Raw genomic sequence first — 25,982 nt, forward strand, 5'->3', positions numbered from 1 at the left:
CGTTCACAGGCGTCAGCCCCGGCGCGCACCGCCACGGTCGTTGCGGGTGCCGTGGCCGCCTCGCCGGGCACCGCGCCCGGACGGACCGTGCACGCCGCGGCCGGTGCGATCCCCGTGCGCGCCTTCGGCGCCGCGGCCGCTCTCGCGGCGCCCCTGGCCGTTGCCCTCCGCGCGGCGCGGCCTGCGGCTCGCCCTGGGCTCGCCGGGCTCGTGCTCGGTGCGCCGCTTCGCGCCTCGCGGCGCTTCGCCCTGCCTCGCACCGCCACTGCGCGGCGCGCCGCCCTGCTTCGCGTTCCTGCTGCGCGGCGCTTCGCGCCGCTTCGGGTCGACGATGGCGACGCCGTCGGGTTCGCGGGCTCCGGTCAGGCGCGCCAGTTCGGCGTCCGCCGGGCTGACCGTCGTGGTCGTGGCCGTGACCCCGGCCTGGTTGGCCATGGTCCGGAAGGCCTGCTTCTGGTCGTCCGTGACCAGGGTGACGACGGTGCCGGTCGCGCCCGCCCGGGCGGTCCGGCCCGCTCGGTGCAGGTAGTCCTTGGGGTCGGCCGGCGGCTCGACGTGCACCACCAGGCTGACGTCGTCGACGTGGATGCCGCGGGCGGCGACGTTCGTCGCCACCAGGGTCTCGGTCTCGCCGGTCTTGAACTCGTCGAGGATCCGGGTACGAGCGTTCTGGGCCTTGCCGCCGTGCAGCGCCCCGGCCCGGATCCCGACCGCGCGCAGCTTCTTCGCGAGCCGGTCGGCGTGGTGCTTGGTGCGCACGAACATGATCGTGCGGCCTTCGCGGGCCGCGATGCGGGCGAGCACCGCCTGCTTCTCCGCAGCGGACACCAGGAGCTGGTGGTGCTCCATGCTGTCCACGCTCGCCGCCGGCGGCGCCAGCGAGTGCACCACCGGGTCGGTCATGTAGCGCTCGACGAGCTTGTCGACGTCGCCGTCCAGCGTCGCGGAGAACAGCAGGCGCTGGCCGTCGGCCGGGACCAGGTCGAGCAGCTCCCGGACCTGTGGCAGGAAGCCCATGTCCGCCATCTGGTCGGCCTCGTCGAGCGCGGTCCGCTCCACTTCGGACAGCACGCAGGTGCCCTGGCGCACGTGGTCGGCCAGCCGGCCGGGCGTCGCGACCAGCACGTCCACGCCCCGGCGCAGCGTGTCGGCCTGCCGGGTGAAGGAGGTGCCGCCGACGACCTCGCGGACGTAGAGGCCCAGCGCCTTGGCCAGCGGCTTGAGGGCGTCAGTGACCTGCGTCGCAAGTTCGCGGGTGGGCACCAGCACCAGCCCGCGCGGGTGCAGCGGGCGGGCGTTGCCCTGCTGCATCGCCAGCAGCGGCAGGCCGAAGGCCAGCGTCTTGCCGGAGCCGGTCTGGCCCCGGCCCAGCACGTCCCGCCCGGTCAGCGCGTCCGGGATGGTGGCCGCCTGGATCGGGAAGGCCTCGACCATCCCGCCGTCGGCCAGGGCGCGCACCAACCGCTTCGGCAGCCCGAGCTGGTCGAAGGGCGCCGGGTCGACGGCAGTGACGCCGACCTCGTCGAACAGGCTGCGCTTCGGTGCCGGCGGCTGGGATTGCGGGCGGCGCCGCCGGGGCCGCCGGGACGAGCGCGCGGGCGTGGTGAATGAACTTGATGGCACGAAGAAACTCCCGAGAGGTGGCACGTCACGGGGAGGCTTCGCGGAGGCCGCGTGCGATCGCAAGGACGAGCCCGGCGCATTCGCGCCGATAGGTGTGGATTTCCGAGTCCGTTGACTCGCGGACGACCGGTGGTTCTCCCGGCCGGGTTCAGCGCCGAGTCTAGCTGATCACGTGCGGTCGCCGGTGGCTGGCGTGCGCGACGGCCGGACCCGGCGCTGAGACCGCGGTCACATCACATTTCCCGCTGTGGCAAGGAGAACCGTCAGTTCCGCCGGATCTGCCAGGTGCTCGTCGGCGCCGCGGGCGCGGAACCAGCCGGCGATGTTGTCCGCGTCACGTCGCAGGAATTCGAGCCCCCGCGGATTCGCCGCGAGATCGACCGCCTGCGGCAGGTCGATCAGCATCAGCCTGCCGTCGTGCACGAGCACGTTGTACGCGGACAGGTCGCCGTGGGTGAAACCCAGCTCGGCCAGCCCCACGAGCGCGTCGACGAGTTGCAGCCAGAGCTCGTCGAGCTCGTCCGGCGTCGGCCGCAGCGCTGCGAGCCGCGGAGCCGCCGTCCCGTCGGCGGAGCCCAGGAACTCCAGCAGGACCTCGGTGCCGACGCGCTGCACGGGGTAGGGCACCGGCACGCCGGCCAGCCACAGCGAGGACAGCACGGCGAACTCGGCCACCGCCCACTGCTGCGCGATCATGCCGCGCCCGAACGAGCTGCGCTGATGCATCGCCCGCATCTCGCGGGACTTGCGCATCTGCCGGCCTTCGAGATAACCCGCGTCGCGGTGGAACATCCGGTGGTCCATGTCCCGGTACCGCTTCGCCGCGAGCAGGCAGGAACTCCCACCGGGCAACGACCTGCGCAGCAGGTGCACGTCGGCTTCCTTGCCGGTCTTGAGCACGCCCAGCTCGTGGTCGACCGCGGCCAGCTCGGTCACCAGCCAGGGCGGGTGCGGCCCGGGGCCGCGTTCGCCGGTGTCCCAGGTGGACCAGCGGTCGGCGCCGTCGGGCACCGGTTGTGGTTCCGGCTCGTCGCGCAGCTCGGCGAGCCGGGTGCGTTCCTCCTCGGTGAGTCGGCCGCGACGCATCGGCTCGTCGTCGAAGCGGCGCTTCTTCGACGGCTTCGGCTGGCGGTTCTTGATCGGCTTCGTGGTGCGGATGAAATCCGAGTCGTACTCGTCGTACGCAGACAAGATCTGGTGCTCCTCAAGCGGGACCTCCGCCGGGCACCGGTGTTTCAGCGCACGTGTGGCGGAGAGAGGCGGGTTCGGGGGTAGCTGCGCGGAATACGCACGCGCGCGAAGGTCACAAAAGCCACCATGTCGAACCTCCCTCCAGCTTTCCGAGCTGCGTGAACTGGTCGAAGCAAGTTTGATCGATCGACGGCCGCCGCCGCAACCGAATTTCCGCGCCCGGAACGTCAGGCCCGGACGACGACGCAGAGCCCGCGGGCGCCCTCGCGCTCCACCTGCAGCCCGGCGTCGTTGGCCACGTCGAGGACGTCCTCGAGCGAGCCGGCTTCCTGGGGCGTCCGGGCCAGGGCCCGGGCCAGCTTCCCCTTGTGCGACTTGTTGTGGTGGCTGACGACTTTCCGCTTGCCCGCGGCGTCTTCGGACAGCACGCGAACCGCGACGGCGTTCGGCACCTTGGCCAGCGCCGCGTACACGCCCGACCGCAGGTCGACCACCAGCGAGTCGGCGTCGGCGAGCACCGGCTCCAGCGCCGGGCGCCACACGCTGCGCAGCGTCCCGAACCCGGGCAGCGCGCTGCCCCCGGACAGGCGGTAGGCGGGGATCGCGTCGGTGCCTCGGACCAGCCCGAACAGCGCCGAAGCGACGACCATCCGGGCATCGGCCCGCGCGCGCTCGGCGGCCGACAGCGACCGGACGTCGAGCGCGTCGTAGAGCACCCCGGTGTAGCGCTCGAGCGCCGGAGCCGTGGGCGAATCCCACAGCTCTGCGTTGCGCTCGACCTCCTCCACCTGGCGCTCCGACAGCCCCAGCGCGGTCAGGCTGGCGGGCACGTCATCGGCCAAAGTGGACAGTGCCTCGATCAGCTTCCGCCGGGTGGGCGTCAACTCCGGATGCGACAGGGCGTCCAGGTCCAGCGGCGCCCCGGCGCCACCGACGGCCTTGGTCTCCGAAGGAGGAAGCAGAACCAACACCCCGCCAGGCTAAACGGTCCCGACCCAACGATCCGGCACCCCTCGTTCGGTTGGTGGCAGTTTCAATGAGGTTTTTCCAACCTCAGTTTGCGTGGCGGTGCGGGTAGCGGAACCTCAGAGGCTTCCTGGTCTGTGGGTGCCCTGACTTATGTATGTCCGGTACACGGCGTCAGGGCCGTCCTCGCCGAGGGAACCCCGAAGGGGTGGGCGCCGTGAACCCGCGGCGGTGCAGGTGTCGTAGGTGGGTTATGCGCCTGCGGCGCATGCGGCACCCCATCGACGTGCAGCTTTGCGACCCGCGGCTGCGGGCTCACCAGGATGAAAAACCCTCAATTGAAACTGCCGTTCCTCCGGTGGGTGAGTGCCTCGTGGATCGATGAGACGACGTGGTCGATGGACGTTTGCATGTGCTTGTTCGTTACAACGATGACGATCCAGCCTGATTCGTTGAGGCGCAGTCGGCGGGCCTCGTCCCTGCGGAACTGCTCTGGGCCGGCGTGCCAGTGACCGTCGTATTCGACAGCAACTCGTTCGGCGGGGAAGGCCAAGTCGACGCGCGCTATGAACCGGCCCTCGGCGAATACCTCGAGTTGCGACGTCGGATCCAGGCCGCGCAGGTTGAGCTCGACGCGTAGCACTGATTCGGGGATGGATTCGGCGCGGCCGTCCAAGTAGGGCAGCCGATGCCGGGTCTTCGAACTTAACCGTGCCCGGTGGGCACGGTCCGCTGTCAGGGTCTTGACGGGTGCAGAACGTCCGTGACGCTCTGTGATTCTTCGAGTTGCGACGCTTGAAGGATCACGTGAAGGGCCACGGGCTTGTCCAACGATACGACGCGGCTGTTCGGCTTGGTCGGGGTGGAGGTGGTCGGCGTCGAGGTCGGCGCCGACGACATTCCGATGCTGGCCCTGGTCACCTGCGATGAGCAGGCCCGATGCTGTCCCGACTGTGGGGTGCGGTCCGGGCGGCCGCACTCCTGGGTACGCACTCGTCCGCGGGACCTGCCCGTGGTAAGTCACGTATCGCCGAACCCTGATCGGGAGATACATAAAGGATTCATATAAAGCTGCTATGCTTCAGGCATGAGTCGCCGAGACGCCGCGCACGGCGCTGCCGATGCCATCGGGTCAGCCCTCTACGGTCTGGCCACCAGGGCCGTGAGACGCCTTCCCCGCGACATGAGCCTGACGTCCGCCGCCACCTTGGCCACCCTGGACAAGACCGGCCCGCGACGGATCACCGATCTGGCGGTGGCCGAGGGCGTCACCCAGCCCGCGATGACCGTCCTGGTCCGGGTGATGGAGGAATCCGGGCTGGTCGAGCGGAAGGGCGATCCGTCCGACAAGCGGGTCACGCTGGTGTGCCTGACCGAGGCCGGCGCGTCGTACGTCCGGACGCGACGCCAGGCGGGCGTCGACGCGTACGCGCGGTTGATCGACGAACTCACCGGTGACGAGGTCGAGGCCTTGGCAGCAGCCCTTCCGGCGCTGCTGCATCTGGCGGAGCTCGAAAGTCACGCCCGAGAGGAGCCGGACCGGTGACCGCGGCCCAGGCTCATGACCAGCCCATGAGCACTGCCCTGATACGTTCCGAGGCACGTCTGCTGGTCCCCGCCCTGATGTTCATCGCCCTGGTCGTGGCGGCGGTCGCCAGCCTCGGGGCGCCGCTCATCACCAGCGTGGCGACCACGTTCCACGTCTCCCTCGACAGCGCGCAGTGGACGCTGACCATCGCCCTGCTCAGCGGCGCCGTCGCCACACCCGTCCTAGGCCGGCTCGGAGCCGGTCCGCACCGGCGGGTCACGATTCTCGCCACGCTGGCGATCGTCGTCGTCGGCAGCGCGCTCACCGTGCTGCCGCTGCCGTTCGCCTGGCTGCTCGTGGGCAGAGCGGCTCAAGGCGTCGGACTCGGTCTCACGGCGCTGATGATGGGCGTGGCCCGCGACCATCTTCCCGAGGAGCGCAGCGCGGCCACGATCGCCCTGATCTCAGTGGTCTCCATCATCGGAGCCGGCGTCGGCTACCCGCTGGCCGCGCTGCTCGCCGAGTTCGGCGGACTGCGGGCCGCCTACGGCCTCGGCCTGCTCGTCACCGCCATCGCCTTCGTGACCGCGTGGCGCTCCATGCCCGCAGCTCCCGAAGGCCGCTCCGCTCACGTGAACGTGGCCGGTGCGCTCGTCCTGGCGGGTGGACTGCTCCTCGTCCTGTTCCTGGCCGGCGAGAGGAGCCTGTGGAGCCGACACCTCGCCGTGGCGGTGACCCTTGCCGTCGCCGCCGTACTCCTGCTCTGCGTCTGGGCCGTTTCCGAACTGCGAACCAAGACGCCCCTGCTCGACGTCCGGGCGGTACGGCACCCGGCGGTCGCCGGGGCGAACATCGCCATGTTCGTCGGCGGGAGCGGCATGTACCTCCTGCTCACGCTCATCACCCGCTACGCGCAGACGCCGCACAGCGCCGGCTACGGCTTCGGACTGACCACCTTCGTGGCGGGGCTGGTCCTCATCCCGTTCTCCGTGCTGGGGTTCGTCGCCGGCAAGCTCACGCCGCGGGTCCGCGAACGGATCGACGGCCCCTTGCTCCTGGCCGGCAGCGCCGCCATCGTCGGCGGCGGGTTCGTCCTGTTCGCCACCGCCCGGTCCAACCTGGCCGAACTGCTCGCGGCCATGGGCGTGCTGGGCTTCGGCGTCGGCAGCTTCTCGGCCGCCATGCCCGGCGTCATCCTGGCCGTCACCCCCAAGAGCGAGACGTCGAGCGCCATGAGCTTCAACTACGTCGTCCGCAGCGTCGGGTACTCCCTGGGCAGCGCCATCGGCGGCCTGATCCTCGCCGCGGGCACCGGCCCCGGCCACCTCTTCCCCGACGACAGCGCCTACACCACCGCGGCGCTGGTCGGCATCGGCGCCATGGCGATCACGACGCTGACAAGCCTCGCCCTCGCCCGCCGACGCTCACCCGAGACCAATCCGATCACAGCCCCATCCGGTTGATCGACGTCGTCCCCGTCGGCTCGCTGACCAACAGCGCGCCGGCGATGGATCTGAGTATGTTTCTGATGATCAATTCCGAACACAGGAGGAACCGTGGCCAAGGGCTACTGGGTCAGCGTCTACCCCACCATCGAGGACCCCGAGAGGCTTGATGTCTACAACGAACTGGCAGGTCTAGCCGTCGCGGCCGCGGGCGGGCGGGTGCTCGCCGGCATCGGCAGCCGGGTCGACGCACACGAAGCCGGAATCGCCGAGCGCGTCGTCCTGATCGAGTTCGACAGCTTCGAACAGGCGGTCGCCGCACGCGCGAGCGCGGCCTACCAGGAGGCGCTGGCCGAACTCCCCGACGGCTTCGAGCGCGACTTCCGCATCATCGAAGGCCTCGACTGACGACCGAGGCTGCGTCGGCGACGAACACGAAGCCGACTGCGGTGATCACCCCGGCTCGTCAGCGCGCCGCACCGTCGCGAACAGCGTCAGGCCAGTGGCATCGGCGGTGATGTCCAGTCCGGCGACGGTTCCCGGCGGCGCGGCGGCACGGACGTCGGCCTCGATGTCGGCGGGGGTGCGTTCGACGAGGTTCCAGCGGCCGATGTGGGTCATCAGGGCGGCGTAGGGGTTCGGGGTCGCGATGTTGGAGAAGTAGAACGTGCCTCCAGGGCGGCACAGGCGGGACAGAGTGGTGCGGATCAGGGCTCGGGCGAAGCGTCCTTCGAGGTAGTCGAAGAGGCCTCCGGCCAGGATCAGGTCGAAGGGGCCGTGGTCGGCGGCCAGGTGGGCGGCGGTGCGCAGGACGTTGCCGGGGGCCGCGGCGGTCTGGGCGCGGGTCGCGGGCGGCAGGTGTGTGAGGGCGTACTGGAGGGCGTCGGGGGCGACGTCGTTGAGGACCAGGCGGTCGGCGGGGTGCAGGAGAGCCGGGTCGACTCGGCGCAGGTCGGCGGCGCCTCCGGACGCCGATGCCGGGCAAGCACGACCCCGTTGTCGCGACGCCCGGAAAGGAACTTCGCGATCCCTTCCCGGGTGATCAAGCCCCCGTGCAGCAGCGCATCGCAGTGCGCGATCGACAGCGACATGGAACGGCGCTTCAGGAGGTCGAATGCGGTGCGCTCGATGCCCGCCAACCTGATCCCGTGCCAAACCTCGTGTTCGAAATCGTAGGTTCGCACCGCCGAGCAGCGGAGTCCTTGCCGGCGGTGCATGCCGTACTCGCGGGGCACGATTACATCCACCGGGGTCGAGAAGTCGGCCAAGGCAACCCCGCGAAGGGTCGCCGAGGACAATCCCGTGAGCATGGCTTTCGCAGGCAGCCGCATCGCCGCTGCCAAGCACTTGAGTTCGTGCGTCAGCGGTGTTCCGCTCGTCGTGTACACACCGTGGAGGACTCGGCAGAAGGCCGAACTGCGCAGGTGAGTATCGGTGAGTCCCGCGGTCAGGGCCTCGGAGCGGAGGAACAGCTTGTGTTCATTGCCTAGCTGGGGAATTTTGGACGTGGTCACGCTCTATAAGAGGAAGATATCCCGTTTCCGGATACACCAGGGCCCGAATTTGTGGACAACTTCAGTCGTCTGTGGATAACTGAATCCCAGTTTCCATTGAGGGTTTTTCATCCTGGTCGGGTACCGCAGCTGCGGTGTCTGACCTGCGCCTGAGTGCGTGCGGTCGCCAAGCGCCGTCAGGCGCTTTCGGGTCCACCTTCGCAACTGGCACCGCCGCGGGTTCACGGAGCCCACCCCTCTGGGGTTCCTCCGGCGAGGACGGCCCTGACGCCGTGTATTGGCATACATAAGTCAGGGCACCCACAGCCAGGCGGGCGCTGTAACTCCCGCAGGGGGGCCGCCACCCGCACCGCCGCGCAAATCGAGGTTGGAAAAACCTCATTGAAACTGGGGTGACGTCAGGCGGGGGAGAGGGTGCGGTCGGTGGTGGCCGGTAGCGCGGACAGGCCGTGGATGATCGACGTCGGACGGCGGACGACCGCGCCCGCCCGGCGGAGCCCCGGCAGGCGGGTCGCCAGGCAGCGGAACGCGATCTCGGCCTCCAGCCGGGCCAGCGGCGCGCCCAGGCAGTAGTGGATGCCCGAGGAGAACGCGAGGTGGTCCGCCCGGTCCGGGCGGGTGATGTCGAACCGGTCCGGGACGTCGTGCACCGCCGGGTCGCGCCCGGCCGACGCCAGCACCGCCAGCACCGGCGTGTCCGCCCGGAGCCGGCGACCGGCCAGCTCCACCGGCTCGTGCGCGATCCGCATCGTCACCTGAACGGGTGGATCCCAGCGGAGCGTCTCCTCGACCACGGCCGACGCCATGCCCGGATCGGCCCGCAGCAGATCCCACTGCTCCGGGTGCTGCAGCAGTGCGAGGGTGCCGTTGCCGATCAGGTTGACCGTCGTCTCGAAACCGGCGACCAGCAGCAGGTCGCACAGCTGCACCAGCTCGGCGCCGGTCAGCTTGTCCTGGTCGAGGGCCGCGACCAGGTCGCTGACGATGTCCTCGCCGGGCTCCGCGCGGCGCTGCTCGATCAGCCCGGTGAACATCGCGTCGAGCTCGCCGAAGGACTCCCGCATCTGCCGGAGCTGGCGGGCCGAGCGGACCCCGTCCAGCGCGCCGGCCAGCACCGTGCCGTGGTGCGCCAGCCGCTGCGCGTCCAGCGGCGGCAACCCGAGCAGCTCGCAGATCACCCGGATCGGCAGCGGCCCGGCGAAGTCCCGGACCACGTCGAACTCGCGGCGCTCGGCGGCCCGGTCGAGCAGGTCGTGGGCGATCTGCTCGATGCGCTCGCGGTAGGTCTCCAGGCGGCGCGGCCGGAAGGCCGGGGCGGCCAGCTTGCGCAACCGCGAATGATCGGGCGGATCGAGCTCCAGCAGCGAGAGCTGCAGGTCGACGGCGGCGGCCGTCGGATCGCCGTAGGAGCCGTCGCTGGTGCGCACGCCGAACCGCCGGTCTCGCAGCACCTCGTCGCACAGCTGGTGGGTCGTCGCGACCAGCACTCCGAGCTTGCTGCGCACCAGCGGCCCCTGCTCGCGCAGCTGCCGGTAGAGCGGATACGGATCGTCCCGCCACGGGGCGTGCAGCAGGCGCGCCATCGGGTCGCCGCGCACGGCGAAGAGCCAGGTCAGCGCCCCCTGCGCGAGCAGGCGCGCGCGGAGGCCCCACTCCGATAATCGGCCGTCGTCGCTGCGGGCCTGCTGAGCGGACATCGGACCCCCTACGTGAAACGGACACCTCCTTCGAGGTAACCGCACCCGCGGCGGCCCGACAATGGGCCAACCGGATCAGTGCCCGCTGGACACGCAGAACTCGTTGCCCTCCGGGTCCTGGAGCACGGTCCAGGCCAGGCCGCCGGGCACCTCGTGCTCGCCGACCTCCGTGGCGCCCAGCGCGACGAGGCGGCGCACCTCGGCATGCCGGTCGGCGGCGTTCAGATCCACGTGGACCCGGTTCTTCCCGGCGCGCGGCTCCGCCACCTGCTGCAACCCCAGCGCCACCCCGCCCTCCTCGTTCGCGGCGAGCATCACGAACTCGCCGACGTCGAAGGCGACGGACGTGTCCAGGGCCTGCGTCCAGAACTCGGCCAGCTGCCGGGGCGATTCGCAGTCGATCGTCACCATGACGATGTTCAGTGCCATGGCGCGGAAGATAGGAGCCGCCCCCGACAGCCGCCGGGCGGCGCGGGTAATCCGCTGGTGGTGACCCCGGGGTGGGTCGCTACCCTGCGATTGACGTATCAGGCCGGATGAGGAGCCAGTAGCCGTGATCACGAGGATGTCGACGTTGTTCCTGCGTACCCTGCGCGAGGATCCGGCCGACGCCGAGGTGCCGAGCCACAAGCTGCTCGTCCGCGCCGGCTACGTCCGCCGGATCGCGCCGGGCATCTACTCGTGGCTGCCCCTGGGCCTGCGGGTGCTGCGCAAGATCGAGGAGATCGTGCGCGAGGAGATGAACGCGATCGGCGCGCAGGAGATCCACTTCCCCGCGCTGCTGCCGAAGGAGCCCTACGACGCGACCAACCGCTGGACCGAGTACGGCCCGAACCTGTTCCGGCTGAAGGACCGCAAGGGCGGCGACTACCTGCTCGGCCCGACGCACGAGGAGCTGTTCGCGCTCACCGTCAAGGGCGAGTACAGCTCCTACAAGGACTACCCGGTCATGCTGTACCAGATCCAGACGAAGTACCGGGACGAGGAGCGGCCCCGCGCCGGCATCCTGCGCGGCCGCGAGTTCGTCATGAAGGACTCCTACTCCTTCGACCTGGACGACGAGGGCCTGGCCGCCTCCTACCAGCTGCACCGCGACGCCTACATCCGGATCTTCGACCGGGTCGGGCTGCGCTACGTGATCGTCGCGGCCACCTCCGGCGCGATGGGCGGTTCGGCGTCCGAGGAGTTCCTGGCGGAGAGCGAGACCGGTGAGGACACCTTCGTCCGCAGCACCGAGTCGGGCTTCGCCGCCAACGTCGAGGCCGTGGTCACCCCCGCGCCGCCCGCCGAACCGATCGAGGGCAAGGCGGCCGCCGAGGTCCACCACACGCCGAACACGCCGACCATCGAGACCCTGGTCGACTTCCTCAACGCGAACACCGACCGCAAGTTCACCGCGGCCGACACGCTGAAGAACGTGCTGGTCAAGACCCGGCAGCCGGGCTCGCCGGACTGGGAGCTGCTGGCCGTGGGCCTGCCCGGGGACCGCGAGGTCGACATGAAGCGGCTGGAGGCCTCGCTGGAACCCGCCGAGGTGGCGCTGCTGGAGGAGGCCGACTTCGCCGCCAACCCGTTCCTGGTCAAGGGCTACATCGGCCCGAAGGCGTTGCAGGACAACGGCGTTCGGTACCTGGTCGACCCGCGCGTGGTGTCCGGGACGGCGTGGGTCACCGGCGCCGACAAGGGCGACCACCACGTGGTGGACCTGCTGTGCGGCCGGGACTTCACCCCGGACGGCACCATCGAGGCCGCCGAGGTCCGCGAGGGCGACCCGTCGCCGGACGGCCGCGGCACCCTGGTCGCCGCGCGCGGCATCGAGATCGGCCACATCTTCCAGCTCGGCCGCAAGTACGCCGACGCGTTCTCGCTGGACGCGCTCGGCCAGGACGGCAAGCCGAAGCGCATCACCATGGGCTCCTACGGCGTCGGGGTGTCGCGGCTGGTGGCCGCGATCGCCGAGCAGAGCCACGACGAGGTCGGCCTGGTGTGGCCGCGCGAGGTGGCGCCCGCCGACGTGCACGTGGTGATCGCGGGCAAGGACGAGAGCATCCGGGAGCGCGGCGAGGCCATCGCGGCCGAGCTCGACGCGGCCGGTGTGCAGGTGGTCCTGGACGACCGCACGGTGTCGCCGGGCGTGAAGTTCGCCGACTCCGAGCTGATCGGCGTGCCGACGGTCCTGGTGGTGGGCAAGGGCCTGACCAGGGGCGTCGTCGAGGTCCGCGACCGTCGTTCCGGCGACCGCGCGGAGGTCGAGGCGGACAACGCGGTGCAGCACCTCATCGACGTCGTCCGCGGCTGAGAAGCCCGAAGCGGACAACGGGGCCGTGGACTCCCAGGAGTCCACGGCCCCTTGTCATGGCCGCTCCTGAAGCAGGTCAGGACAGCGCGGTGAGCACTGCGTCGGTGTCGGCGAGGTTCGGCAGGACCGCGTGAGCGCCCGCAGCGCGGAGGTCGTCCTCGCTGCTGGAGCCGGTGGCGACGCCGACCGCGACCGCACCGAAGCGCAGCGCACCCGCGACGTCGTGCGGCGTGTCGCCGACGACCACCACGGAGTCCGGGGAGATCGGCCCGCCGTGGCGGTCCCCGGCCTTGGCGACGGAGTCCGCGATCAGGTCGTGGCGGTGCACCGAGGCCTCGCCGAAGCCGCCGATCTCGAAGTCGACGTGGTGGTGCAGGCCGAACGATTCGAGCTTGTGGAAGGCGACCTCCGCGAGGTTCCCGGTCACCAGCGTCTGCGTGAACCGCGGCTCGTCGGCCAGCGCGGTCAGCGCCCGGGCCGCACCGGGCAGCGCGCTGCCGCGCTGCGAGAGCTCGTCGCGCGTGTCGGCGACCGCGCTGGTCAGCGCCGCGAACATGGCCGCGATCGTGGGCTCGTCCGGGGTGCTGCCGTGGATCTCCAGCACGTCCGTGGTGATCGCCAGCTCGGTGCGGCCGGCGGTGTCCGGCATGCGCTGCAGCGCCTTCCCGGTCGCGTCCGCGAGCGCGCGGCGGTACCAGCGGGAGCCGAAGCCCCGGGCGTCGATCAGGGTCAGGTCGATGTCCCACAGCACTAGTCGCGTCACCGCACCATCCTGCCAGCCGGCGCGCCGGTGCGGGACGCCCGATTTCCCGGCGGCCGAGGGCTCAGGACGCGAGCTCGCGGCGTGCGGTCTCCGTGACGATCGACATGCCCAGCACGGTCAGCCCCAGGCAGCAGATCAGCATGATCGCCACCGGCATCGCCGAATGCGTCGCCCGCAGCAGCGCCGCGCCGATCAGCGGTGCGGCCGCGCCGGCGACCACCGTGGCGGCCTGATATCCCAGCGACACCCCGGAATACCGCACCGAGGTGCGGAAGAGCTCGGCGTAGAAGGCGGATTGCGCGCCGGTCAGCGTGCCGTGCAGCAGCAGGCCGACCGACACGGCCAGGAACACCAGCGCCGGATCCTGGCTGCCCACCAGCGGGAAGAAGATCATCGTCCACAATGCACACCCGATGGCGGCGGTGATCGCCACCGGGCGGCGGCCGAGCCGATCGGACAGCGCCCCGCCGGCGAGCATCGACAACGCCTGCACGAGCGAACCGACGGTCACCGCGGTGGTCGTGAGCGCCGTGGGAAGCCCGATGTTGCCCGCGTAGACCAGCAGGAAGATGGTGAAAACGTAGAACGCGGCGTTCTCGCCCACGCGCGCCGCGAACACCGCGAACACCGCCCGCGGATACTGGGCCAGCGCTTCGAGCACCGGTGTCCGCTCTTCGCGGTGCTCCTCGGCGACGGCCTGGAACAGTGGCGACTCGGCCACCCGCAGCCGCACCCACAACCCGATGACGACCAGCACGATCGACGCCAGGAACGGAATCCGCCAGCCCCACGCCGAGTACTGCGCGCCGGTCGTCGAGGCCGCCATCGCGGCCAGGGCGGCCGTGGCGAGCAGGTTGCCCAGCGGCCCGCCGGTCTGCGGCCACGAGGTCCAGAAGCCGCGCCGCTCGCGCGGTCCGTGCTCGGCCACCAGCAGCACCGCGCCGCCGAACTCGCCGCCGAGCGCGAAGCCCTGCACCAGCCGCAGCAGCGTCAGCAGCAGCGGCGCCGCGATCCCGATCTGCTGGTAGCCCGGCAGCACGCCGATCAGTACCGATGCGGAGCCCATCAGGAGGAGGCTGATCACCAGCAGCCGCTTGCGGCCGACCCGGTCGCCGAAGTGCCCGAACACCAGGCCGCCCAGCGGCCGGGCGGCGAACCCGACGGCATAGGTGACCAGCGCCAGCAGCACGCCGAGCAGTCCGTCGGAATGCGGGAAGAAGACCGGGCCGAACACGGTGGCCGCGGCCGCCCCGTACAGGAAGAAGTCGTAGAACTCGACGGTGGTCCCGACCACGCCCGCAGACACCACGCGGGCCAGGCGGCGAGTTCCCCCAGCTGTTGTCGTCACGGTCGCACAGCGTGCTCGCACGGACACGCCCTGCGCAAGATCCCGGCTCGAAGTTGCCTCTCGTCGCAATGCCATTGAAATCGAACCTCCGATCTCAATGGACACCGCGGCCGGGATCAGCCGGGCAGGAAGCTCAGGCGGACCCGGCGGACCGGGTTGTCCACATTGGTGTCCACCAGGCACACCGACTGCCAGGTCCCCAGCGCCATCTCCCCGCCCAGCACCGGGATCGACGCGTACGGCGGGACGAACGCGGGCAGCACGTGGTCCCGGCCGTGGCCCGGCGAGCCGTGGCGGTGCCGCCAGCGGTCGTCGGCGGGCAGCACGTCCCGCAGCGCGGCGAGCAGGTCGTCGTCGCTGCCCGCGCCGGTCTCGATGATCGCCAGCCCGGCGGTCGCGTGCGGCACCCAGATGTTGAGCAGACCGTCGCGGGCCCGGGCCGAACGCAGGAATCGCTCGCACTCCGCGCCCAGGTCGTAGACGACTTCCACGGAGCCGGTCCGGACCTCGATTTCCTCGCTGTGCATGGGCTCAACCGTAAGCAGCGGTACCGGAACGGGCCCGGCCGGTGCGAGGATGCCGCCATGCGTGAGGCATTCGGTGCTCGGTTCGACGTCCCGGACGGCTACCTCAACACCGCGAGCATCGGCATCCCGCCCGCCGACGCGGCCCGCGCGGTCGCCGAGTCGGTGGCGCGCTGGGGGAGCGGCCGCGATCTGCCGGAGGACTTCGAGCCGGCGGTGGCCGACGCGCGGGCGTCGTTCGCGGCGCTGGTCGGCACCACCGCGGAGCGGGTGGCGATCGGGGCCAGCGCCTCCCAGCTCGTCGGCCTGATCGCCGCGAGCCTGCCCGCGGGCGCTCGCGTGCTGGTCGCCGAGAACGAGTTCACCAGCGTCGTCTTCCCGTTCGCCGCGCAGCGGCACGTGCAGGTCACCGAGGTGCCGTTGGGCGAGATCGCGGAGCACGCCGCGGACCACGACCTGGTGGCGGTCAGCGCGGTGCAGTCCAGCGACGGCCGGATCGTCGACCTCGACGGCCTCCGGCGGAGCGCCGCCGCGGGTTCGACGCGGGTGCTCATCGACGTCACGCAGGCGCTGGGCTGGCTCCCGGTGCGGCTCGACTGGGCCGACTGGGTCGTCGGCGCCGCCTACAAGTGGCTGCTGTCACCGCGCGGCGCCGCCTGGCTGGCGGTGCACCCGGATGCGCCCGAGGTCGTGCCGAACAGCGCGAACTGGTACGCCGGGCAGGACCCGTGGAGCACCACCTACGGCCTGCCGCTGCGGCTGGCCGGCGGCGCCCGCTCGCTCGACCTCTCGCCGACGTGGTTCGCGCAGGTCGGGGCGGCGGTGGCGATGCGATGGCTGGCCGGGCTCGACATGGCCGCGGTCGCCACGCACTGCACCGGGCTGGCCGACGAGTTCAGCGCGGCGCTGGGCCTGCCCGCCGCCGGATCCGCGATCGTCTCGGTGCGGGCGCCGGACGCCGTGTCGAAGCTCACGGCGGCCGGGATCACCTGCGCGGCGCGGGCGGGCCGGGCGCGCCTGTCGTTTCACCTCTACAACACCTCCGCCGACGTCGAGCGCGCGGTGCGGGCGCTGCGATGACCATCCGGGGTGTCCGACTTGTAATCAGCGCCCGCTACCGTTGGTGCTCGTGTCGGACCGACGAGGTGTGCCCGAAGAGATGACGGGAGCACAAGCCAACACGCAGCGCGAAACCACGCCGCTGCGGCGCGACAACTCGCTTATCAGGCCGGATCGCGCACCGGTGCCACCGCCGGACGAGGCAACTCGGCCGGCGTTCGCCCCGCCACCCCGCCAGGACCAGCCGCCGGCGGTGCAGCAGCCGCCGCAGGCGCACCAGCCGACGAGCTGGCAGGCCCCGGTGGCGCAGCCGGAGCCGGAGCCGCAACCGCGTCGCATCGCGCCGACCGGCTGGCTGCTGCGCGGGCTCGGGCTCGTCGCGATCTCCGTGCTGTCCGGGCTGATCTGGCTGCTGATCAAGCCGGACACCGATGACGAGGCCGCGTCGCCGCCTGCGGAGGTGCCGCGCTACCAGTTCGTCCCGATCCACCGCGAAGAAGCGTTCCAGGGCTGCCAGAGCGTCTCCACGGCGAAGATCAAGAGCTTCTTCCAGAAGCAGGAGTGCACGCACCTCACCCGGGCGCTCTACAGCACCACGCTGCCCGACGGCACCCGCGTGCTGACCTCGCTGGTCACGGTCCTGATGCCGGACGCGGCCACCGCGCAGCAGCTCAACGACCTGACCACCAAGGACGGCACGGGCAACATCCGGGACCTGGTCGACGACGGCCGGGACGGCACCAAGGGCATGCCGGCGCTGGACGACGACGCCTACGCCTCGGGCCGCCAGGAAAGCCTGGTGGTGATCGGCGACTCGGCCTACTTCGACAAGAACACGCCGCACAAGGATCCGGCGCTGCTCGACGTCACCAAGGAAGCCCTGAAGCTCGGCTGGCCGCAGGAGAAGACCCCGCGCTGATCGCCGGGATCAGGGCTGGCCGGGGAAGGGCTTGGCGGCCGGCTGCGTGCCGACGGTGAGCCGCCACCGGGTGGCCCGGACGGCGGCGGTGGTCAGGCCGTCGAGCGCGGTGCCGCGCAGCGCGGCGTCCTCGGTGTTCTCCAGCACCGAACGCCAGCCGGTCTCGCAGTCGCTCTCCACCTTGATCAGCAGCCCGATCGCCGCCTTCTGGTCGCTCACCGACTCCCCGACGTCGTACGCCGGCTGAGCCGCCGGCGGCGTCTGCTGCGCGTCGCGGATCACGCGCTCCGCGGTGTCGCGCAGCCTCCGGTGCTGCTCCATCGCGTCGCCGATCGCGCTGCGCACGCGGGATTCGCTCGCGAACGCGCTCGCCAGCCCGTACACCCACACCGCCGCGTGCTCCGCGCTCAACGCGCTGCGCAGCGCGTTTCCGGCCTCGTCCGAAAGCTCCGTCATCCGAGCACCTCCCGCAGGCTCGCGCAGCTCGCCGCGACCGATCCCAGCAGCCCGGCGCGGTAGGGCTCCGCACCGGGCACCAGCTGTGCCGCCCTGTCCTGCGCGCCGGTCAGCGCATCGCGCAGCGCCTTCGTCGCCGTGCCCGCCGAGGACGGGGCCTGCTGCGGCGCCGGCTCGGGCACCGACGGCGGGTCTTCGGGATCGCGCGGATTGACCCGGTCGACCTCGCGCTCCAACGCGGCGGCGTGCTCGGAGCGCACCGCGGCGACCTCGCCGGCGGTGTCGGCCAGACCCGAATGCGCCTGCGCGATCGCCTTCGCCAGCTGGGCGTCGGACTTCGCCGCGGCCGCCAGCGCCACCAGCGGGTCGGGCTCCTCGGGTGCCGAGCTGCACGCCGAGGTCAGCGCGGCGGCGACCGGGACGGCCGCGAACAACCGCAGCACGCTCCGCCGGCCCAGCACCGACCTGGCTCGCGAAGGGGATTCCACGTCGGCCTATCCTGCCAGGCGATCACCCGGCCGGACGCCCGGGCATCGCCCCCGGTGATCGGGACGATCCGCCGATCGTTGGGGTCCCACGCCGCGCTCGGGTGCGGGGGGACGCGATACCCTGGGCGACCGCGGCCGGCACGGACAGCACTGGTCGTGAACGTCCCGCCGGCCGTCCCGGCCGCGAGACCCGTGCCGCGATGTTTCCAGGTCTGCTCCAGACCTCGATCGGATTTTAGGGAGTGCCAACGTGTCCAGCCCGCCGCGCGGTGCGATCACCGCGCAGCTGGAGCCCGTCGTAGCCGAGGCCGTGGCTAGATCGGGCTTCGACCTCGAGGAGTTCGACGTGCAGCAGGCCGGCCGCCGCCGGCTGATCAAGGTCGTCATCGACTCCGACGACGGCGTCGGGCTCGACGAGATCTCCGACGTCAGTCGCGCGGTGTCGGAGGTGCTGGACGCGCACGAGCACGTCCTGGCCGGCTCCTACACGCTCGAGGTCACCTCGCCGGGCGTGGACCGGCCGCTGACCCGCGCGCGGCACTGGCGTCGCGCCCGCTACCGGCTGGTCAAGATCCGGTTCGCCGACGGCGAGAAGTTGGTGGCGCGGGTCGGGGCGGCCGATGATGAAGGGGTCACGGTGCTGGTCGCCGGCGAACTGCGCCGGGTGGCCTACCGTGATGTCGAACGCGCGGTGGTCGAGGTGGAGTTCCAGCAGCCACCGGCGGAGGATTTGGTCAAGCTGGAGCGGGCTGCGAGCGGCGTTTCCCAAGAGGGGGACGACCGGGAAGACACGGAGGAGCCGAGGTGAACGTCGACATCGCGGCGCTGCGGGCGATCGAACGCGACAAGGACATCCCGTTCGAGACGGTCCTGGAAGCGATCGAATCGGCACTGCTCACCGCATACCGCCACACCGAGGGGCACCAGGCGCACGCGCGGGTGGAGGTGGACCGCAAGACCGGTGTCGTGCGAGTCCTCGCCCACACCCTGGGCGCCGACGGCAGCGTGCAGGAGGAATGGGACGACACCCCGGAGGGGTTCGGGCGCATCGCGGCGACGACCGCGCGGCAGGTCATCCTGCAGCGGCTGCGCGACGCCGAGCACGAACGCACCTTCGGCGAGTTCTCCGCCAAGGAGGGCGAGATCCTCGGCGGTGTCATCCAGCGCGACGCGCGCGCGAACTCGCGCGGCATGGTCATCGTGTCGGTCGGGGACAGCGAAGGCATGATCCCCGCCGCCGAGCAGGTGCCCAGCGAGAACTACGAGCACGGCACCCGGATCAAGTGCTACGTCGTCGGGGTGTCCCGGAGCGCGCGCGGACCGCAGATCACGCTGTCCCGCACGCACCCGAACCTGGTGCGGCGGCTGTTCGCGCTGGAGGTCCCGGAGATCGCCGACGGCACCGTGGAGATCCCCGCGGTGGCGCGGGAGGCCGGGCACCGCTCGAAGATCGCGGTGCGCTCGACCGTCAGCGGCGTCAACGCCAAGGGCGCCTGCATCGGCCCGATGGGCTCGCGGGTGCGCAACGTGATGAGCGAGCTGGGCGGCGAGAAGATCGACATCATCGACTACTCGGACGACCCGGCGACCTTCGTCGGCAACGCCCTGTCGCCGGCCAAGGTAGTCTCGGTGGAGGTCGTCGACGAACGCACCAAGACCGCGCGGGTGGTCGTGCCGGACTTCCAGCTCTCGCTGGCGATCGGCAAGGAAGGCCAGAACGCCCGGCTCGCGGCGCGGCTCACGGGCTGGCGGATCGACATCCGCAGCGATGCCGACCCGGGCGCGGCGGCCACTCCGACGGCGCAACCCCCGGCGCAGGCGTCCGGTCTGGACCCCGCGGTGGAGGGACTGCCGACCGTGGGTTCGGCCGAGTAACGTCGTCGGGTTAGAATCAGAGGAGGTTCGACGCGAAGGGAGCGACAATCCGCACACGGGTGTCCGGCGAGCACGGTGAAAGCCGTGAGCCGGTTCGTACCTGCGTGGGGTGTCGTGCCCGGACGTCATCCTCTGAGCTGCTGCGTGTGGTGGCTGAGGTCGGTCGGGCGGGTCCCGTCGCTGTTCCCGATCCACGACGTCGGCAACCGGGCCGGGGCGCTTGGCTGCACCCCGATCCGGCGTGTCTTCGTCTGGCCGAGCGGCGCCGGGCTTTTCCGCGTGCACTACGTGTGCCGGGAGCCTTGGACACCTCGGCCGTGCAGGCCCACCTGAGTGCCGGGCAACCGCAGCAGGCAGCTCAAGACGTGACCGACGCGGGATCCGTCCCGCGCCAGGCAACTGAAGGAAAGCAGGTCGACCCGTCATGAATCAGCCGTGAAGCTGAAGCCATGAACGCGCATCGGCGATAGGACGAGGTCGAGCGGGACTGCCGCCCGGCCTCACCCAGATGAGGAGAGCAGTGGCAGGCAAGGCCCGCGTACATGAGCTCGCCAAAGAGCTCGGTGTTACCAGCAAGGAAGTTCTGAACAAGCTCGCCGAGCAGGGCGAGTACGTGAAGTCTGCGTCGTCCACCGTGGAAGCCCCGGTGGCCCGCAGGCTGCGCGACGCGCTCGCCAAGCCCTCGGCGTCGAAGAAGAGCGACGCCAGCGGCGGCGGCAAGCCCGCTCCGGTAGAGCCCAGGCCGTCCCGCGCCGAAGCGGCGGCGCCGAAGCCTGGACCCAAGCCCGGCCCGCGCCCCGAGGCGCCGGTCGGTGAGCGTCCCAAGCCCGGCCCCAAGCCGGGTCCGAAGCCGACCCCCAAGCCCGAGCCTGAGGTCAAGCCGGCCGAACCGGCCCCGGCCCCAGCCGCGGCCCCGGCCCCGGCTCCGGTCGCCAAGGCCGCGCCGCGCCCGGCGCCCGGTCCGAAGCCGGGTCCGAAGCCCAGCCCGAAGCAGGGCGGCGACGGCGAGGCCGGCGTGGTTCCGCCGCGCCCGAAGTCGCCCAAGCCGGGCCCGCGGCAGCCCCGCGTCGGCAACAACCCGTTCGGCGTCGGCAGTGGAGCACCGCAGCAGCGGCCGCCGCGGCCGGGCCCGGGTGGCCGTCAGGGCGGCGGGCAGGGCCCCGGCCGCCAGCACGGCGGTCCCGGTGGCCAGCGGCAGGGCGGCGGTCAGGGTGCCGGCACGGCCCCGGCCGCGGGCAACGCCCCGCGCGGTGACGGTGGCTCGCGCCCGAACCCGGGCATGATGCCGCCGCGTCCGAACCCCGGCATGATGCCGCCCCGTCCGCCGCGCAGCGGTGGCGGTCCCGGCGGTGGCCGTGGTGGCGGCGGCGGTGGCCGTGGCGGACCGGGCGGCGGCGGCCGTCCCGGCGGCGGTGGCGGCGGTCGTCCCGGTGGGGGCGGCGGCGGCTTCCGCGGTGGCGGTGGCGGTGGCGGCGGTGCCCCGAGCGGTGCTCCGGCCGGCGGTGGCTTCCGCGGTCGTCCCGGCGGCGGTGGCCGTCCGGGCGGTCCCGGTGGTCGCGGCGGTGCGGCCGGCGCGTTCGGTCGTCCCGGCGGGCCCGCGAAGCGCGGTCGCAAGTCGAAGCGGCAGAAGCGCCAGGAGTACATGGAGAACATGCAGGCGCCGTCGGTCGGCGGCGTCCGCCTCCCGCGCGGCAGCGGCGAGACCGTTCGCCTGCGTCGTGGTGCTTCGCTGACCGACTTCGCCGAGAAGATCAACGCCAACCCGGCCTCGCTGGTGCAGGCGATGTTCCACCTCGGTGAAATGGTCACCGCGACCCAGTCCGTCTCCGACGAGGTGCTCGAGCTCCTCGGCCAGGAGATGAACTACAAGATCGAGATGGTCAGTCCGGAGGACGAGGACCGGGAGCTGCTGCAGTCGTTCGACATCAGCTACGGCGACCCGGGCAGCTCCGAGGACGAGCTGGCGGCGCGGCCGCCGGTGGTGACCGTCATGGGTCACGTCGACCACGGTAAGACGCGGCTGCTGGACACCATCCGGAAGACGAACGTGCAGGCCGGCGAGGCCGGTGGCATCACCCAGCACATCGGTGCCTACCAGGTCCTCACGGAGCTGGAGGGCAACGAGCGGCCGATCACGTTCATCGACACCCCCGGTCACGAGGCGTTCACCGCCATGCGTGCCCGCGGTGCGAAGTCGACCGACATCGCCGTGCTGGTGGTGGCCGCCGACGACGGCGTCATGCCGCAGACGGTGGAGGCGATCAACCACGCCCAGGCGGCCGGTGTGCCGATCGTGGTCGCGGTGAACAAGATCGACGTCGAGGGTGCGAACCCGGCGAAGATCCGCCAGCAGCTCACCGAGTACAACCTCGTCGCCGAGGAGTACGGCGGTGACACCATGTTCGTCGACATCTCGGCGAAGCAGGGCACCAACATCGACAACCTGCTCGAGGCGATCCTGCTCACCGCGGACGCCGCGCTGGACCTGCGGGCCAACCCGGGCATGCCCGCCCAGGGTGTGGCGATCGAGGCCCACCTGGACCGCGGTCGCGGTCCGGTGGCCACGGTGCTGGTGCAGCGGGGCACGCTGCGGGTCGGTGACTCGGTGGTGGCCGGCGACGCCTACGGTCGCGTCCGCCGGATGATCAACGAGAACGACGAGGACGTCATCGAGGCGCTGCCGTCGCGGCCGGTGCAGGTCATCGGTTTCACGTCGGTGCCGGGTGCGGGTGACACGTTCCTGGTGGTCGACGAGGACCGGGTCGCCCGGCAGATCGCCGACCGCCGCGGGGCCCGCATCCGCGAGGCGCAGAACGCGGCCAAGCGCAAGCGGGTCAGCCTCGAGGACCTGGACAAGGTGCTCAAGGAGACCAACCAGCTCAACCTGATCATCAAGGGTGACAACTCGGGTACCGTCGAGGCGCTCGAAGAGTCCCTGATGAAGATCGAGGTCGGCGACGAGGTCGAGCTCCGGGTGATCCACCGCGGCGTCGGTGGCATCAACGAGTCGGACATCAACCTCGCCACCGCGGAGAACACCATCGTCCTGGGCTTCAACGTCCGGGCCGAGGGCAAGGCGACCGAGGTCGCCAACCGCGAGGGCGTGGAGATCCGGTACTACTCGGTGATCTACCGGGCCATCGAGGAAATCGAGCAGGCCCTCAAGGGCATGCTCAAGCCCGAGTACGAGGAAGTCGAGCTGGGCCGGGCCGAGGTCCGCGAGGTCTTCAAGTCCTCCCGGATCGGCACGATCGCGGGCTGCATGGTCACCGAAGGCATCATCAAGCGCAACGCCAAGGCGCGCCTGCTGCGGGACAACGTGGTGGTCGCCGAGAACCTCAGCATCAACTCGCTGAAGCGGTTCAAGGACGACGCCACCGAGGTCCGCGAGGGCTTCGAATGCGGTCTGACCCTGGGGTCGTACAACGACATCAAGGTCGGCGACGTCATCGAGCCCTACGAGATGCGCGAGAAGCCGCGCGACTGAGCCGGTGCTGCGCAGGGGGTCGTCACTCGACGGCCCCCTGCGTGCCGGTTCGCCACCGCGGTGAGGAACACCCATGTACGTCGGTGTACTCGAACTGGACGTCCTCCTCGGCGACGTCCACTCCCTGAAGCAGAAGCGCGCTGTCGTGCGGCCCGTGGTGGCCGAGTTGCGGCGGCGCTTCGAGGTTGCCGTCGCCGAGGCCGGGAACCAGGACTTGCATCGCCGCGCGCTGTTGGGCGTCGCGGCCGTCTCCGGCGACGCCGTGCACGTGCGCGAAGTGCTGGAAGCGTGCGAGCGGTTGGTCGCCGCACGCCCCGAACTGGAACTGCTCTCCGCTCGCCAGCGCATGCTGGGGCCGGAGGACTAGGAGCTCTTCGTGATCGTTGCGCGCGAGAACCCGCGGCGGCGCGAGTCGAGCCCCACACCGCAAGCGGCTAGCGCCGTTTTCAGATGAACTGAACTTTCCCCGAAGGAGGTGCGCCGTGGCCGATACGGCGCGCGCCCGCAAACTCGCCAAGCGCATCGCCCAGATCGTGGCATCCGGGCTGGAGCACGAGGTGAAGGACCCGCGGCTGGCGATGGTGACGGTCACCGACGCGCGGGTCACCCCCGATCTGCGGGATGCCACTGTCTACTACACCGTGTTCGGCGACCACGCCGACTACGCCTCCACCGCGGCCGCGCTGGCCAGCGCGACCGGGGTGCTGCGGTCCCGGGTCGGGCAGCAGACCGGCGTCCGGTTCACCCCGACGCTGTCCTTCGTCGCGGACACCGTGCCGGACAACGCGCGGCGGATGGAGGAGCTGCTCGCCAAGGCCAAGGAGGCCGACGAGGAGGTCGCCCGGTTGGCCTCCGGAGCGATGCCGGCCGGCGACGCCGACCCGTACCGAACCGCCACCGACGATGACGAGTTCGCCACCGACGGTGCAGATGCGGAGCAGTTTTCCGACGCCGATGTGCGTCGTGGGCCACAGAGTGGTTGAGTCGCGGCTCAGCATCGGGTGCGTTGGACGTCGGAGGCCGGAACGGCCACCGATGTCGTGGAGGTGAACCTGTGCGCGGGCAACCCGATACCGACCGCACCGGCGGGGGCCGACCGGTCACCGTCGATCCGGTGGGGCAAGCCGTGGCCGAGGCCGCGCGGAAGCTGTCCGAGGCCTCGGACGTGACGTTGTTCGCGCACATCAACCCGGACGCGGACGCGCTCGGCAGCGCGCTGGCGCTGGGCCGGGCGCTGCGGCGGCGCGGCTGCGCGGTCCGGGTGTCCTTCGGGATGCCGGAGTTGCCTCCGTTCTCGCTGCGCGATCTGGACGGCGACGATCTGGTGGTGCCGCCGGACGAGGTGCCCGCCGCGCCGCCGGTGCTGGTCGTCTGCGACACCGGGAGCCTGCAGCGGCTCGGCAAACTCGCCGACCGGGTCGGCGCGACGATCGCCGCCGGCGGCGACGTCATCGTGATCGATCACCACGTTTCGAACACCCGCTACGGCACGCTGCACCTCGTCGACGAGCACGCCGAGGCGACGGTGATGATCGTGCTCCGCCTGCTCGACGAGCTCGGCGCGGAGCTCGACCTGCCGACCGCGCGGTGCCTCTACGCGGGCCTGGTCACCGACACCCGTTCGTTCCGGCACGCCAGCGCGGCGACGCACCGCGCGGCGGCGCGGCTGCTGGAGGCCGGGGTCGACCCGGAGGCGACGACGCGGCCGCTGCTGGACACGCATCCGTTCGCCTGGATGAACATGCTGTCCGAGGTGCTGGGCGAGGCCCGGTTGGAGCCGACCGCGGCGCAGGGCCTCGGGTTCGTGCACGCGACGGTCCGGCTGGCCCATTCCGACGGGCTGCGCAGCGAAGACGTGGACAGCGTCATCGACGTGGTGCGCACGACGAGCGAGGCCGAGGTCGCGGCGGTGCTCAAGGAGACCGCGCCGGAGCACTGGTCGGTGTCGTTGCGCTCGGACAGCCGTGTCGACGTCGGCCACGCGGCGGCGGCCTGCGGCGGTGGCGGGCACCGGCTCGCCTCCGGCTTCACGGCGCAGGGCCCGGCGGAGGAGATCATCGCGGCGATGCGCAAGGCCCTCGACGAGGCCCCGCTCCTGGACTGACGCCCGCAGGGGTCCTGCTCCCACCGGGGTCCTGCTCCCGTTCGGGACCTCCGGTGTGTCGCATTCCGACATGCCGGAGGTTGTGGACAAATTGCCCGACTTCCGTGGGAATTCGAGGTCCAGTTTCAGTGAGGTTTTTCCAACCTCAGTTTGCGTGGCGGTGCGGGTGGCGGAACCTCAGAGGCTTCCTGGTCTGTGGGTGCCCCTCCTGATGTATGTCCGGTACACGGCGTCAGGGCTGTCCTCGCCGAGGGAACCCCGAAGGGGTGGGCGCCGTGAACCCGCGGCGGTGCAAGTGTCGTAGGTGGGCTATGCGCCTGCGGCGCATGCGACACCCCATCGACGTGCACCTTTGCAGCCCGCGGCTGCGGGCTCACCAGGATGAAAAAGACATCCCAGGAGCTTGAATGTCAAGCCGCAGCGGAGTGGATGTGGTGGGCCCAGGCGGTGGTTTCGTCGTAGGGGGTGCCGGTTTTGAGGCATCCGTGGAGGATGCCGACGAGTCGGTTGGCGAGTTGGCGCAGGGCGGCGTTGTGGCCGGCGCCGCGGGCGCGTTGCCGGTCGTAGTAGGCGCGTGCGCCCGGCGAGCGCAGCAGTGCGTTGAACGCTTGCGTGGTGAGGGCGTCGATGAGCCGGTCGTTGTGGACGAAGCGGGCCAGGGCGACCTTCTTCTTGCCGGAGGCGCGGGTGATCGGG

General features: G+C 71.2%; 25 protein-coding genes and 1 pseudogene. 13 read left to right on the forward strand and 13 right to left on the reverse strand.

From position 1 onward, the window contains the following. Positions 1–12: 12 nt before the first annotated feature. From BLW84_RS07910 to BLW84_RS47295, 4 genes are all read right to left on the reverse strand, one after another. On the reverse strand, positions 13–1,623 hold the full coding sequence (locus BLW84_RS07910) for a DEAD/DEAH box helicase (protein WP_093262963.1): 1,611 nt from the start codon (positions 1,621–1,623) through the stop codon (positions 13–15). A 228-nt stretch (positions 1,624–1,851) separates the two neighbouring features. After that, complete coding sequence (locus BLW84_RS07915; protein ID WP_093262966.1) at positions 1,852–2,814, reverse strand: serine protein kinase RIO; 963 nt, start codon at positions 2,812–2,814, stop codon at positions 1,852–1,854. Positions 2,815–3,041: 227 nt separating this feature from the next. Continuing rightward, positions 3,042–3,785 (reverse strand): peroxide stress protein YaaA, encoded by a 744-nt coding sequence (gene yaaA / locus BLW84_RS07920; protein ID WP_093262968.1) that lies wholly within the window; start codon positions 3,783–3,785, stop codon positions 3,042–3,044. Between the two features lie 329 nt (positions 3,786–4,114). Continuing rightward, positions 4,115–4,456, reverse strand: coding sequence for an endonuclease domain-containing protein (locus BLW84_RS47295; RefSeq protein ID WP_177226345.1), 342 nt, complete (start codon positions 4,454–4,456; stop codon positions 4,115–4,117). 411 nt (positions 4,457–4,867) lie between these two features. Between BLW84_RS47295 and BLW84_RS07930 the strand changes: the two genes are divergently transcribed. From BLW84_RS07930 to BLW84_RS07940, 3 genes are all read left to right on the forward strand, one after another. Further along, positions 4,868–5,326: a MarR family winged helix-turn-helix transcriptional regulator gene (locus BLW84_RS07930; RefSeq protein ID WP_245761003.1), complete on the forward strand. Its 459-nt coding sequence runs from the start codon at positions 4,868–4,870 to the stop codon at positions 5,324–5,326. 26 nt (positions 5,327–5,352) lie between these two features. Further along, positions 5,353–6,771: an MFS transporter gene (locus BLW84_RS07935; RefSeq protein WP_093263131.1), complete on the forward strand. Its 1,419-nt coding sequence runs from the start codon at positions 5,353–5,355 to the stop codon at positions 6,769–6,771. A 93-nt stretch (positions 6,772–6,864) separates the two neighbouring features. Further along, positions 6,865–7,161 carry a DUF1330 domain-containing protein gene (locus BLW84_RS07940; RefSeq protein WP_093262976.1) on the forward strand — a complete coding sequence of 99 codons (297 nt, stop codon included), beginning with the start codon at positions 6,865–6,867 and terminating at the stop codon, positions 7,159–7,161. Positions 7,162–7,206: 45 nt separating this feature from the next. On the opposite strand, the gene BLW84_RS46060 is transcribed toward BLW84_RS07940, so the two are convergent. The 3 genes from BLW84_RS46060 to BLW84_RS07955 all read right to left on the reverse strand — a co-directional run bounded on the left by BLW84_RS46060 (position 7,207) and on the right by BLW84_RS07955 (position 10,393). Further along, positions 7,207–7,908, reverse strand: a complete 702-nt coding sequence (locus tag BLW84_RS46060; RefSeq protein ID WP_143060888.1) for a class I SAM-dependent methyltransferase — start codon at positions 7,906–7,908, stop codon at positions 7,207–7,209. Between the two features lie 757 nt (positions 7,909–8,665). Then, positions 8,666–9,964, reverse strand: coding sequence for a cytochrome P450 (locus BLW84_RS07950; RefSeq protein WP_093262981.1), 1,299 nt, complete (start codon positions 9,962–9,964; stop codon positions 8,666–8,668). 75 nt (positions 9,965–10,039) lie between these two features. Next, positions 10,040–10,393 carry a VOC family protein gene (locus tag BLW84_RS07955; protein WP_093262984.1) on the reverse strand — a complete coding sequence of 118 codons (354 nt, stop codon included), beginning with the start codon at positions 10,391–10,393 and terminating at the stop codon, positions 10,040–10,042. A gap of 124 nt (positions 10,394–10,517) precedes the next feature. Here BLW84_RS07955 and BLW84_RS07960 point away from each other — a divergent pair, with 124 nt between their 5' ends. Then, positions 10,518–12,263 (forward strand): proline--tRNA ligase, encoded by a 1,746-nt coding sequence (locus BLW84_RS07960; RefSeq protein WP_093262986.1) that lies wholly within the window; start codon positions 10,518–10,520, stop codon positions 12,261–12,263. Between the two features lie 76 nt (positions 12,264–12,339). Here the strand turns inward: BLW84_RS07960 and BLW84_RS07965 are convergent, their stop codons facing one another. From BLW84_RS07965 to BLW84_RS07975, 3 genes are all read right to left on the reverse strand, one after another. After that, the gene (locus BLW84_RS07965; protein WP_093262989.1) at positions 12,340–13,026 is read right to left on the reverse strand and encodes an HAD family hydrolase; all 687 of its coding nucleotides are present in this window, start codon (positions 13,024–13,026) and stop codon (positions 12,340–12,342) included. Positions 13,027–13,087: 61 nt separating this feature from the next. Next, entirely contained in the window at positions 13,088–14,374 is a 1,287-nt protein-coding gene (locus BLW84_RS07970; protein ID WP_245761004.1) for an MFS transporter, read from the reverse strand. A gap of 116 nt (positions 14,375–14,490) precedes the next feature. Beyond that, on the reverse strand, positions 14,491–14,901 hold the full coding sequence (locus BLW84_RS07975; protein WP_093262994.1) for a YjbQ family protein: 411 nt from the start codon (positions 14,899–14,901) through the stop codon (positions 14,491–14,493). Positions 14,902–14,958: 57 nt separating this feature from the next. On the opposite strand from BLW84_RS07975, the gene BLW84_RS07980 reads away from it, so the two are divergent. Together BLW84_RS07980 and BLW84_RS47300 are read left to right on the forward strand one after the other, a co-directional pair. Next, the gene (locus tag BLW84_RS07980; protein WP_093262996.1) at positions 14,959–15,978 is read left to right on the forward strand and encodes an aminotransferase class V-fold PLP-dependent enzyme; all 1,020 of its coding nucleotides are present in this window, start codon (positions 14,959–14,961) and stop codon (positions 15,976–15,978) included. A 79-nt stretch (positions 15,979–16,057) separates the two neighbouring features. After that, positions 16,058–16,876 carry a hypothetical protein gene (locus BLW84_RS47300; RefSeq protein WP_245761005.1) on the forward strand — a complete coding sequence of 273 codons (819 nt, stop codon included), beginning with the start codon at positions 16,058–16,060 and terminating at the stop codon, positions 16,874–16,876. A gap of 9 nt (positions 16,877–16,885) precedes the next feature. On the opposite strand, the gene BLW84_RS07990 is transcribed toward BLW84_RS47300, so the two are convergent. Both BLW84_RS07990 and BLW84_RS07995 read right to left on the reverse strand, forming a co-directional pair. Next, positions 16,886–17,332: a ferritin-like domain-containing protein gene (locus tag BLW84_RS07990; RefSeq protein WP_093263001.1), complete on the reverse strand. Its 447-nt coding sequence runs from the start codon at positions 17,330–17,332 to the stop codon at positions 16,886–16,888. Continuing rightward, positions 17,329–17,820: a hypothetical protein gene (locus BLW84_RS07995; protein ID WP_093263003.1), complete on the reverse strand. Its 492-nt coding sequence runs from the start codon at positions 17,818–17,820 to the stop codon at positions 17,329–17,331. Before BLW84_RS07995 ends, BLW84_RS07990 begins: the two co-directional genes overlap by 4 nt. A gap of 250 nt (positions 17,821–18,070) precedes the next feature. On the opposite strand from BLW84_RS07995, the gene rimP reads away from it, so the two are divergent. The 7 genes from rimP to BLW84_RS08030 all read left to right on the forward strand — a co-directional run bounded on the left by rimP (position 18,071) and on the right by BLW84_RS08030 (position 25,286). Continuing rightward, positions 18,071–18,628 carry a ribosome maturation factor RimP gene (gene rimP, locus BLW84_RS08000; RefSeq protein WP_093263006.1) on the forward strand — a complete coding sequence of 186 codons (558 nt, stop codon included), beginning with the start codon at positions 18,071–18,073 and terminating at the stop codon, positions 18,626–18,628. Continuing rightward, positions 18,625–19,695, forward strand: coding sequence for a transcription termination factor NusA (gene nusA / locus BLW84_RS08005; RefSeq protein WP_093263008.1), 1,071 nt, complete (start codon positions 18,625–18,627; stop codon positions 19,693–19,695). Before rimP ends, nusA begins: the two co-directional genes overlap by 4 nt. Positions 19,696–19,844: 149 nt before the next feature. Continuing rightward, positions 19,845–20,123: a YlxR family protein gene (locus BLW84_RS08010; protein ID WP_245761006.1), complete on the forward strand. Its 279-nt coding sequence runs from the start codon at positions 19,845–19,847 to the stop codon at positions 20,121–20,123. 92 nt (positions 20,124–20,215) lie between these two features. Next, entirely contained in the window at positions 20,216–23,182 is a 2,967-nt protein-coding gene (infB, locus tag BLW84_RS08015; RefSeq protein WP_093263013.1) for a translation initiation factor IF-2, read from the forward strand. 73 nt (positions 23,183–23,255) lie between these two features. Next, the gene (locus tag BLW84_RS08020) at positions 23,256–23,549 is read left to right on the forward strand and encodes a DUF503 domain-containing protein (RefSeq protein WP_093263016.1); all 294 of its coding nucleotides are present in this window, start codon (positions 23,256–23,258) and stop codon (positions 23,547–23,549) included. 115 nt (positions 23,550–23,664) lie between these two features. Continuing rightward, a complete protein-coding gene (gene rbfA / locus BLW84_RS08025) occupies positions 23,665–24,165 on the forward strand; it encodes a 30S ribosome-binding factor RbfA (protein WP_093263019.1) in 501 nt (166 codons plus the stop codon). A 143-nt stretch (positions 24,166–24,308) separates the two neighbouring features. Beyond that, a complete protein-coding gene (locus BLW84_RS08030) occupies positions 24,309–25,286 on the forward strand; it encodes a DHH family phosphoesterase (RefSeq protein ID WP_425441689.1) in 978 nt (325 codons plus the stop codon). A 410-nt stretch (positions 25,287–25,696) separates the two neighbouring features. Here BLW84_RS08030 and BLW84_RS08035 read toward each other — a convergent pair. Then, positions 25,697–25,982, reverse strand: a pseudogene (locus BLW84_RS08035) (IS110 family transposase); the annotation flags it as partial.

The sequence above is a fragment of the Saccharopolyspora shandongensis genome, from assembly GCF_900106995.1.
Lineage (GTDB): Bacteria > Actinomycetota > Actinomycetes > Mycobacteriales > Pseudonocardiaceae > Saccharopolyspora > Saccharopolyspora shandongensis.